Annotated in this window: 1 protein-coding gene; it reads right to left on the bottom strand. The window is 61.0% G+C overall.

Translation table 11 applies throughout. The features are described 5' to 3' along the window. Positions 1 to 296: 296 nt before the first annotated feature. Positions 297 to 1,427: an IS110 family transposase gene (locus tag AB4Y44_RS42275; protein ID WP_368702799.1), complete on the bottom strand. Its 1,131-nt coding sequence runs from the start codon at positions 1,425 to 1,427 to the stop codon at positions 297 to 299. Positions 1,428 to 1,558 lie beyond the last annotated feature (131 nt).

The following is a 1,558-nucleotide window of genomic DNA, read 5'->3' as shown; positions in this document are numbered from 1 at the left end:
CTGATATGACTTCACGAGTCAATGGGGATCGGTTTTCTGCTTCTCGAGTACATGTCATGTGAATTTCCTGAGGGCGACGTAGCAGTAAATCTCGACGGTCGATCACACTGATATTCGCGGGTTGGCTACCGCATTACAGAGGTCCGTCCAACGAGCCTGCCGCTATCTAGAGCCGCAAATCGGATGTTGTCCGTTGCGTAGTCCGCGCGCGGGTTACTCGCATGCCGGGCTACGCCGCCTTCAGGAAACTCTTCCTCCAGTGGTTATGGTGAGGTCAAGTGGATTCAGGTGTTGCACTACGCCGCGTGCACCTCGTGTGGTACAGCGAGCGACATCGCCAGCTGGCTGATGTCCCAGATGAAGCCGCTGAGTTCGCGGGCGACGGCGACCACCGCGATGTTCTTCTCCTTACCACGGGCGATGAGCTTGCGATAGCGCCGACACAATCGCGTCTGCGCGTCCCAGGCGCGATCGATGATGGGCTTGGGGATGCCTTCATGTCGCCGCTGAATCTCGGGGCTCACACGTGCCGGGTATCGGTAGCTCCACGCAGCCTCGACTAACAACTTTCTTGCGTAGCTGTTACCCGTCTTGGTGATGCTGCCCTGGCGCCGTTTGTTGCCGGAGGAATGTTCTGACGGGGTAACCCCGAGCCAAGCCATCAGCTGGCGCGGGTGCGCGAAGCGTGAGAGATCGCCTAGCTCGGCGAGCATGCCCACGGCCGTAGTGAACTGCACACCGCGCATGGCCTGCAGGCCGAGGACCGCCGGATAGAAGCGCCAGTTGAGGACCGCCTCGCGCAGGGCGGCTTCAAGACGCTCGCATTGCGCGAGGCGGTCCTCAATCGTGCGCCGAAGCTCGTCGAGCGCGAGTTGCTGCCAAAGGTTGTCAAATGAAAATGCGCTTACCCAGCGACGGTGCGCGGCCCCCCAGTCGGCACGCCCCACATAGCGCACACCATGTGAGAGCAGGAAGGCCTTCAGGCGTTGTCGTGCACGCTTCATATCGTCTTTGGCGCTTACCCACGCACGTGCCAGATCACGGAACGCTTCATCGTCTACGGTGGGCACGTAGACGGCCGACAGGTCGCCGGTGCGGAGCAACCGCACGAGTTTTATGGCGTCGCGCCGGTCAGTCTTGACGCGCTCGCCGGGCTTTCTGGGAATCAGTGACGGTGCGCACACCATGCAGTCAAAGCCCTTCTGCACGAGCTGACGATAGAGCCCATAACCGCACGGACCCGCTTCGTAGACGACGCGTATGCGGCGTGCTTTGGACTGCAGGCGTTTGCACAGGCGATCGATGTCGGTCTGCGTCGTCCCGATCTTGCCAAGCAGTTCGACCTCGCCCGAACCGAGCGCGTACGCTACCGTGATCGAATCCTTGTGAACGTCCAGGCCGACGTATAGCGTGCTATCGTGTTCCATGCTGGCCTCCGTGCGGGAAATCGCCGGGTGTGGCACCGTCCACACCGTGCGGCTCTGGCAGTAATGCTAACCCGCGTTTGATTCCTCATGGCAGGCCAGCCGTCTACCTCGCGTGAAGTCATACTGCCTAG

Origin of the sequence: Paraburkholderia sp. BR10937 (assembly GCF_040965695.1) — a bacterium.
Taxonomy (GTDB): Bacteria; Pseudomonadota; Gammaproteobacteria; order Burkholderiales; family Burkholderiaceae; genus Paraburkholderia.
This window is presented reverse-complemented; position numbering and strand designations above follow the sequence as displayed.